This is a genomic window from Reyranella sp. (assembly GCF_050185545.1).
Classification (GTDB): Bacteria; Pseudomonadota; Alphaproteobacteria; order Reyranellales; family Reyranellaceae; genus Reyranella.
In genome coordinates this window covers 1-8737 of sequence record NZ_JBFWZI010000251.1, presented here as the reverse complement: position 1 = coordinate 8737, position 8737 = coordinate 1, and the positions used below count along the sequence as shown (strand labels likewise).

The 8737-nt window shown below is 65.6% G+C and carries 9 protein-coding genes and 1 pseudogene; 2 read left to right on the top strand and 8 right to left on the bottom strand.

The features are described from left to right. Together AB7O82_RS34915 and AB7O82_RS34910 are read right to left on the bottom strand one after the other, a co-directional pair. Positions 1–1096: phenylacetate--CoA ligase family protein (locus AB7O82_RS34915; RefSeq protein ID WP_428621526.1), on the bottom strand; the 1096-nt coding region annotated here is incomplete at its 3' end. 75 nt (positions 1097–1171) lie between these two features. Beyond that, entirely contained in the window at positions 1172–1615 is a 444-nt protein-coding gene (locus AB7O82_RS34910; RefSeq protein ID WP_428621525.1) for a hypothetical protein, read from the bottom strand. Positions 1616–1724: 109 nt separating this feature from the next. On the opposite strand from AB7O82_RS34910, the gene AB7O82_RS34905 reads away from it, so the two are divergent. Both AB7O82_RS34905 and AB7O82_RS34900 read left to right on the top strand, forming a co-directional pair. Further along, positions 1725–2207 carry a carboxymuconolactone decarboxylase family protein gene (locus AB7O82_RS34905; RefSeq protein WP_428553829.1) on the top strand — a complete coding sequence of 161 codons (483 nt, stop codon included), beginning with the start codon at positions 1725–1727 and terminating at the stop codon, positions 2205–2207. A gap of 152 nt (positions 2208–2359) precedes the next feature. Continuing rightward, complete coding sequence (locus tag AB7O82_RS34900; protein WP_428553826.1) at positions 2360–2683, top strand: DMT family transporter; 324 nt, start codon at positions 2360–2362, stop codon at positions 2681–2683. 44 nt (positions 2684–2727) lie between these two features. On the opposite strand, the gene AB7O82_RS34895 is transcribed toward AB7O82_RS34900, so the two are convergent. The 6 genes and pseudogenes from AB7O82_RS34895 to AB7O82_RS34870 form a co-directional block, all read right to left on the bottom strand. Beyond that, the gene (locus AB7O82_RS34895) at positions 2728–3555 is read right to left on the bottom strand and encodes an ABC transporter ATP-binding protein (protein WP_428621523.1); all 828 of its coding nucleotides are present in this window, start codon (positions 3553–3555) and stop codon (positions 2728–2730) included. A 202-nt stretch (positions 3556–3757) separates the two neighbouring features. Continuing rightward, the gene (locus tag AB7O82_RS34890) at positions 3758–5098 is read right to left on the bottom strand and encodes an ABC transporter substrate-binding protein (RefSeq protein ID WP_428553821.1); all 1341 of its coding nucleotides are present in this window, start codon (positions 5096–5098) and stop codon (positions 3758–3760) included. A gap of 63 nt (positions 5099–5161) precedes the next feature. Further along, the gene (locus AB7O82_RS34885) at positions 5162–6229 is read right to left on the bottom strand and encodes a branched-chain amino acid ABC transporter permease (RefSeq protein WP_428553819.1); all 1068 of its coding nucleotides are present in this window, start codon (positions 6227–6229) and stop codon (positions 5162–5164) included. 18 nt (positions 6230–6247) lie between these two features. Continuing rightward, complete coding sequence (locus AB7O82_RS34880; protein WP_428553817.1) at positions 6248–7369, bottom strand: branched-chain amino acid ABC transporter permease; 1122 nt, start codon at positions 7367–7369, stop codon at positions 6248–6250. After that, a complete protein-coding gene (locus tag AB7O82_RS34875) occupies positions 7370–8158 on the bottom strand; it encodes an ABC transporter ATP-binding protein (protein WP_428621522.1) in 789 nt (262 codons plus the stop codon). It lies immediately after the preceding gene. 202 nt (positions 8159–8360) lie between these two features. After that, positions 8361–8737, bottom strand: a pseudogene (locus AB7O82_RS34870) (long-chain fatty acid--CoA ligase); the annotation flags it as partial.

Genomic DNA, 8737 nt, shown 5'->3' with positions numbered 1-8737 from the left:
GACCGGCTTCGACCTTGAGCGTCATGACGTCGGCCTGGTTGACCCAGTCGATCACCAGGCGCAGGCGGCCAAGTCCGGGATGCTTGGCGGCGATCTCGGCTACTTGCGCCGGGTCGACGAACATGCCGCGCACCTTGGTGCGTTGGTCGGCGCGGCCCATCCAGCCCTTGATGCGCATGTTGGTCCGCCCACACGGACTCGGGCCCGACAGCACGGCCGACATGTCGCCGGTGCCGAAGCGGATCAGCGGATAGGCGCGATTGAAGGTCGTGACCACGACCTCGCCGACATCGCCTTCGGGCACGGGATCGCCGGTGCCCGGTCGCACGATCTCGACGATCACGCCCTCGTCGACGGTCATGCCCTGGATCGCCTCGGACTCGTAGGCGATGGTGCCGACGTCGGCCGTGCCGTAGCTCTGCAGGCAGGACATGCCCTTGTCGATGAACATCTGGCGCAGCGAAGGCGGCAACGCCTCGGCGCCGACGAAGGCGTGCTTCAGCGAGGAGATGTCCTTGCCGAGCTCGGCCGCCTTTTCGACCAGGATCTTGAGGAAGGACGGCGTGCCGACGTAGCCGCTCGGCCGGATGGCGGCGATGGCGTCGAGCTGCAGCTCGGTGTTGCCGACGCCGCCCGGCACGACGGCGCAGCCCAGCGCCCGCATGGCCGATTCCATCATGATGCCGGCCGGCGTCAGATGATAGGAGAAGGTGTTGTAGACCACGTCGCCCGGCCGAAAGCCGGCGGCATGCATGGCGCGCGCGCCGCGGAAATAGTCGGGCTCGTCGGTGTCGATCTCGAAGATCGGGCCGGGCGACATGAAGACATGGCGCACCTTGCTCATCGGCACGGTGATCAGCCCGCCCATCGGCGGATCCTTCTTCTGCACCTCGCTCAGCACCGACTTGCGCAGCACCGGCAGTTTGGCCAGCGCCGCACGGGACGTGACCGCCTCCGGATCGACGCCCTTCAGCCACTCGGCGAAGAACGGCGCATGCGCCTTGGCGTGGGCGATCTGCTGCGGCAGCGCCTGCATCAGCGCCTTCTCGCGCTCTGCGGGCGATCGGGTTTCCAGAGTGTCGTAGTGCTTGGACATGGGCGTTTCCTCGGCCTTCGGCCGACCACGGTAGACGCCAAGCCGTCCTCTTGCCAAGGCGGCCTGAAGCCGAGGTCACATCGCAGAGCGATGACGGGGAAGCGCTTCTAGCAGGCTGCTGAAGAAGTCCGAATGGATGCCATGCCTCCGCAACAATCGAATCCGTCCAGCGAGAATATCGAATCGATATTTCGCGTTGCCACCATTTGACGAAGCAAGCTTGCTCGCCTGAGTAGCCGAAAAACCTTTTTCAGCAACCTGCCAGGCGTCGTGCAGCTCGAGGCGGCGCTCTATCCGCTCCAGCCTGGTCTCGATTCGGTCGATCCGTCCCGATTGGCCGGCAAAGTCACCGTGCAGACTGGCCATTTCGCCCCGGAGGTTGGAAACGGAGACTTCAAGCGACGTCAGTCGACGCTTCAGGTCGCGCATGTCGTCCCGCATCTCGTCCATTCCGGCGCGAATGTGCTGGAGATGCTCAAGCACCAAGTTATCAGGACCATCGACCAGGATCTTCAGCATCTATGCCTGCGCCGAGGTCCGGTCGATCCACCTATGATTGTATCACTCCGGGCTTGCCGAGCTGTCCGGAGGCATTATATCAGAGTTCGAATATCTTTGGAGCGCCGCCATGTCCCACGTCCGCATCTCTTACGACACGTTCCAGAAGACCGCGCCCGGCGCACAGGCCGCCCTGCTGGCAATGGGCAAGAGCACCGAGGAGTCGGGCCTCGACAAGACGATTGTCGAGCTCGCCAAGCTGCGCGTGTCGCAGATCAACAACTGCGCCTTCTGCCTGCAGATCCATCTCAACGTGTCGCGGCGGCTCGGTCTGCCGCAGGAGAAGCTCGACCTGGTGGCGACCTGGCACGAGGCCGGCATCTTTTCGGACAAGGAGTGCGCCGCCTTGGCCTGGGCCGAGACGCTGACGCGGCTCGACGGACGCAGCGTGGCGGATGAGGCCTACGAGAGCCTGCGCCAGCACTTCAGCGAGAACGAGGTGATCGCGCTCAGCGTAGCGGTCGCCAACATCAACGCCTGGAATCGATTGGGCGCAGCCTTCCGCTTCGCACCACCGATCCCGAAGAAGGCGACGGAGAGCAAGGCCGCCTGACGGAAGTCGGGAACGATCTCGAAAGTGGCTCGCCGGTTGAAGCAGCGCGTGCCGCTGTCTACATCGGCGACGCGAGACGCGCCCTCTCCGATCTATGTCGATCGATGGGCATGCTGTCCGCGACGGTTCGACTGCGAGCGCGGAGAGCGGATGTGGCCTGGGTATACCTGACTGTCGCCGGCCTGCTGGAGATCGTGTGGGCTTCCGCCATGAAGCACTCGGCAGGCTTCACCAGGCTCTGGCCGACCATCATCAGCCTCGCCGGCATGGTCGCGAGCATGGTCCTGCTGTCGATCTCCATGAAGACGCTGCCGCTCGGCACCGCGTACTCGGTGTGGACGGGCATCGGCGCGGCAGGCGCCTTTGTTTTCGGCATCGTGGTCCTGGGCGAGCAGGCCAGCGTCGGCCGCATCCTGGCGGCCGTGCTCATTCTCAGCGGCCTCGTCCTCATGAAGCTCTCGGACAATTCGGCCTAGCCTGAATTTCCGCGCGCCGCAGTCGTCATGCGTGGAAATCCGGTCTAAAGCCACCTCTTGCGCCGCCGGTAGTGCTTGACGTCGCGGAACGAGCGCCGGCCTTCGCCGCCGATGCCGAGGTAGAACTCCTTCACGTCCTCGTTCTCGCGCAAGTGGGCGGCATCGCCGTCGAGCACCACGCGCCCATTCTCCAGGATGTAGCCGTAATGGGCGTAGCGTAACGCCACGTTGGTGTTCTGCTCGGCCAGCAGGATCGAGACCTTCTCCCGCTCGTTGAGGCTCTTCACGATCTCGAAGATCTCCTCGACGAGCTGCGGCGCCAGGCCCATCGACGGTTCGTCGAGCAGGATGGTGTTGGGCCGGCTCATCAGGGCGCGGCCGATCGCCGTCATCTGCTGCTCGCCACCCGAGGTGTAGCCGGCCTGACTCGAGCGCCGCTCCTTGAGGCGCGGAAAGTAGTGATAGACCTTGTCGAGGTCGTCGGCGATCTGCCGGCGCTTGCCGCCGTGGATGTAGGCGCCGGTCAGCAGGTTCTCCTCCACCGTGAGATGGCCGAAGCAGTGGCGGCCCTCCATGACCTGGATGACGCCGCGCCGCACCAGATCGTTGGGCGTGAGCCCGTCGACCCGCTCGCCGCGGCAATGGATCTGGCCCTTGGTGACCTCGCCGCGCTCGCTGTGCAGCAGGTTCGAGATCGCCTTCAGCGTCGTCGACTTGCCCGCCCCATTGGCGCCGAGCAGCGCCACGATCGACCCGTCTGGCACCGCCAGCGACACGCCTTTCAGAACCAGGATGACGTGGTTGTAGATAACCTCGATGCTGGCCACGTCGATGACGTTGGCGTTGGCGACTTGCTGAAGTTGTTCGGCCATGCGTCGGGCTCATCTCTCATGTTCCTCCCCCGTCATCGGGGGAGGTGGCCCGTAGGGCCGGAGGGGGATGGCCACACTCGAGCTTTCTCTGATCCTGACGTCGGAACCTCGGAGACCTCGACTGAGGCTTTCCCCCTCCGCCCCCTGTCGGGGGCACCTCCCCCGATTACGGGGGAGGGGTCCGGACACCACGCCTCGTCGCTCAGCTCTCCTTGGAGCAGTCGCGCACCGGCAGCTTCTTCTCGTCGGCGTACTTCTTCGCAGCCTGCTCGACCATCGGCTTGATGACCTTGTCGTCGGACTGGTACCAGTCGGAAACCACGACCCACTTGTGGCCGTCCCACTGCTGGATGCGGCCGGCGCGGGTGCCCTCGTGGTCGTTGCAGGTCACCTTGAGCGGCTGCAGCATGCCCTCGAAGCCCAGCTCCTTGAGACGGGCCGCGCTGATATCGAGGTGCTCGATGCCCCAGCGCACCTGCTCGCCGGTCATCGGCTTGTTGCCGAACTTCTTCATCGCCGTCCGGATCGACTCGACGCCCACCATGGCGTTGACCAAGCCTCGGTTGTAGAGCACCTCGCCGACCTCGTCCCACTTGGTCGCGCCCTTGCCCTTGTCGTAGACGTACTTCTTGACGTCGGCATGGACGCCGAACTGGCCGGAGCCGTGCTGCAGCATGGCGGCATGGTAGCCCTTGGCGCCGCCCTCGGCGGGCCGCACGTCGGGTTCGGCGCCCGACCACCAGACGCCGAACAGCTTCTCACGCGGGAAGCCGACCGCGGCGGCTTCCTTGATCGAGGTCGAGTTCATGATTCCCCAGCCCCACAGCAGCACGTAGTCCGGCCGGTTCTGGCGGATCTGCAGCCACGTCGCCTTCTGCTCGACGCCGGGGTGGGTGACGGGCAGCGGCGTGAAGGTGAAGCCGTGCATTTTGGCGCGCTGCTCGAGCAGAGCGATCGGCTCCTTGCCGTAGGGCGAATCGTGATAGACCAGCGCGATCTTCTTGCCCTTGAGCTTGTCGAAGCCGCCCTCCTTCAGCGCGATGTGCTGCATGATGATGTCGGCCGCCGACCAGTAGGTCCCGAGCAGCGGGAAGTTCCACTGGAACACGCTGCCGTCGCGCGACTCGGAGCGCCCGTAGCCCATCGAAATGATCGGGATCTTGTCGACCGGCGCCTTCTCGGTGAGCGCGAAGGTGATGCCGGTGCTGAGCGGCAGCACGTAGGCGGCGCCGGTCGGGCCCTTGTTCTTCAGCCGCTCGTAGCACTCGACGCCGCGGTCGGTGGCGTAGGCGGTGTCACACTCCTCGTAGGCGATCTTGACGCCATTGATGCCGCCGTCGCGCTCGTTGACCAGGGCGTAGTAGTCGGCGACGCCGTTGGCGAACGGAATGCCGTTCGGCGCATAGGCGCCTGTGCGGTAGATCAACCCGGGTATGAATTGCTCGTTCTGCGCCTGGGCGCCCGCGCCGGCGACGATCCCGGCGGCGACGATGGCGGCCCCCAGGACAGCCGCCTTGTGCACCAATCTCCTGTGAATTCCCATCTGTGTCCTCCTCACGCTGTGGTCCGGTCCGTAGTGGCCGGTCCTTGCCCTGAATCTAGTGAATCAATGCGGAAACGGCCAGAGCCGCAGCTTCTCCTTGGCGACCGCCCACAGCCGTGCCAGGCCGTGCGGCTCGACGATCAGGAAGAACACGATCATGGCGCCGAACACCATGAACTCGACATGGCTCAAGAGCGCCGTCGACATCCTGACGCCGAGCCAGCCCGGCAGCTGGTTGAGCACGATCGGCACCAGCACGATGAAGGCCGCCCCCAGGAAGCTGCCGAGCAACGAGCCCAGCCCGCCGATGATGACCATGAACAGGATCTGGAAGCTGCGGTTGATGTCGAAGGCCAGCGGCTCCCAGGAACCGAGCCGCAGGAAGCCCCACATCGCGCCCGCGATGCCGACGAAGAACGAGCTGACGGCGAAGGCGGTGAGCTTTGTGCGCAATGGCCTGAAGCCGATGATCTCGGCGGCGATGTCCATGTCACGGATCGCCATCCACGAACGGCCGATATGGCCGCGTACCAGGTTCTTGGCGACCAGCGTGGCCACGACCACGATACCGAGGATCAGCAGGTAGCGATCGATCGGCCGGTCGATATGCCAGCCGAACACCTCGAGCGAGCCCACCGCCACCGACCCCGAGGGCGTGTAGTTGGTCAGCCACTTCACGCGCGCGAACACCCAGTCGAGGAAGAACTGCGAGGCGAGCGTGGCGACGGCGAGATAGAAGCCCTTGATCCTGAGCGAGGGGATGCCGAACAGGATGCCGACGGCCGCCGCCATCAGCCCGCCGAACAGGAACACGACGACGAGGTTGTTGAGCTCGGGCACGCGGAGCCAGAGGTTGTAGGCGGCGTAGGCGCCGACCGCCATGAAGCCGCCGGTGCCGAGCGAGACCTGGCCGCAGTAGCCGACCAGGATGTTGAGCCCGATCGCGGCCAGCGACAGGATCAGGAAGGGGATCAGGATCTCGGTGTAGAGATAGGGCGTGGCGATCATCGGCACGGCGAGGAACGCCAGCACGATCGTCGCCAGGACGAAGATGCGGTCCTGCAGGATCGGGAAGATCTGCTGGTCGGCAGCGTAGTCGGTCTTGAACTGGCCGGCCTCGCGGTAAAGCATCGCCTGCGCTCGCCCCCTCTAGACTCGTTCGATGATGCGTTCGCCAAACAAGCCCTGCGGCCTGAACAGCAGGAAGATCAGCGCCAGCATGTAGGCGAACCAGTTCTCGATTCCGCCGCCGGCCAGGTCGAACGCCTTGACCAGGATCGGCGCCAGGAACACCTCGGAGAGCTTCTCGCCGGCGCCGATGATCAGGCCGCCGACGATGGCGCCGGGCACCGAGGTGAAGCCGCCCAGGATCAGCACCGGCAGCGCCTTGAGCGCCACCAGCGAGATCGAGAACTGCACGCCGAGCTTGGCGCCCCACATCATCCCCGCGACCAGCGCGACAAGGCCCGAGACGGTCCACACGATCAGCCAGATGGTGTCGAGCGGAATGCCGACCGACTGCGCGGCGGCATGGTCGTCGGCAACGGCGCGCAGAGCGCGCCCGACCCGTGTCTTCTGGAAGAAGACGGCGAGCACGACCACCAGCGCAGCGGCGATGACGGCCGCGACCAGATCGCCGGGATCGACCAGCAAGCCGCCTTCGAACACACCTTCGAACAGGAAGATCGGATCCTTGGGCATGCCGAGATCGATCTTGTAGATGTCGCTGCCCCACAGCGTCTGGCCGAAGCCATCCAGGAAATTGGCTATGCCGAGCGTCGCCATGAACAGGATGATGCCTTCCTGGTTCACCAGGTGACGCAGCACCAGCCGCTCGATGGCGTAGGCCAGGAGGCCCATGATCGCCGCCGTCGCGGCGATGGCGAGCCACATCGGCCACGACCCCTTGCCGTACATCCAGGCGACGACGCCGCCGACGATCGCGCCAGCCGCCGCCAGGGTCTGGATGCGACGCCGTTCCCCTGCCCCGCCGCCGCGTGCCAGATATTCTCGCCACGCGTACCAGCCGATCAGGGCCACGGCGATGCCCAGGATGGCGGCGGCGACCACGAAGTGCGCAAGGTCGACCTCTCGATCGGTCTCGCCGGTCAGCCGCGCCAGGGTGAGGGCGGCGAACAGCACCATGGCGCCCTGGGCGAAGTTGAACACGCCGGACGCCTTGAAGATCAGCACGAAGCCCAGCGCCACCAGCGAGTAGAGCACCCCGGTGAGCAGCCCGCCGATCAGGGTTTCGAGGAAGGGGCCTAGCATTTAGTGGCTCACTCCCAGATAGGCGTCGATGACCGCCTGGTTGCTCTTGATCTCGTCGGGTACGCCGTCGCCGATCTTCTTGCCGTAGTCGAGCACGACGACGCGATCGGAGATGTCCATGACCACGCCCATGTCGTGCTCGATCAGGCAGATCGTGGTGCCGAACTCGTCGTTCACGTCGAGCACGAACCGGCACATGTCCTGCTTCTCCTCGATGTTCATGCCGGCCATCGGCTCGTCGAGCAGCAGCAGCTCGGGCTGGGCGGCCAGCGCCCGGCCCAGCTCGACCCGCTTCTGCAGGCCATAGGGCAGCTGGCCGACCGGCACCTTGCGGATGTGCTGGATCTCGAGGAAGTCGATGATCTGTTCGGCCGCCCGGCGATGGTCGATCTCCTCGCGGCGGGCCGGGCCGAAATGCAGGGCCTGCCAGAACAGGCCCGTCCTCATGCGCAGGTTGCGCCCGGTCATGATGTTGTCGAGGGTCGACATGCCGCGGAACAGGGCGATGTTCTGGAAGGTGCGCGCGATGCCCTGCTCGGCCGCCTCGTGCGGCCGCATCTGGCTGCGCCGGACGCCCTTGTAGGTGATCACCCCCTGCTGCGGATGATAGAAGCCGTTGATGCAGTTCAGCATCGACGACTTGCCGGCGCCGTTGGGACCGATGATGGCGCGGATCTCGCCCTTGCGGATGTCGAAGCTGATGTCGGTGAGCGCCTTCACGCCGCCGAACGACAGGCTGATGTTCTCCACCGACAGCAGCACCTCGCCGAAGGAACGCTGGCGGGTCATGGTCTTCCGGACCGCGGGCGTCCCGCCCGGTCATGAATCTGAGCGGGCGGGACGCCCCCGGTCCGGTAGACCATGACCCCTCCGCCAGCCAGCGCGAAGCCCAAGCGGCTTCGCTTCGGCGAAGGCGGGTCGTCGTAAGACGGCGACACCTCCCCAGCGGCGCTGGGGAGGAGAATGACGGCGCCGAGCTCCACCGCCAGCATCAGCTCGCCTTCCTGAGCGGCAGCGCCGAGCCCGGTCCGGGATGGGGCGCCAGGTCGCGGATTTCCATGTCGCCTTCGATCATGCCCTTGCGGCCGTCCTCGAAGGTGACGTCGACCTTGATGCGGGCCCGTCGCGACCCGTCGTAGAGCGCGTCGACCAGGGGCTTGTAGCGCTCGCCGATGAATCCGCGGCGCACCTTGTTGGTACGCGTCAACTCGCCGTCGTCGGCGTCGAGTGCCTTGTGCAGAATCAGGAAGCGGCGGATCTGGGCGCCGGCCATGCGCGGATCGGCGGCGAGGTCACGATTGACCTGGGCGATCTCGCCTTCGATTAGGTCGTGTACCTCCTTGAGGCCGGCCAGTTCCTGGTAGCTCG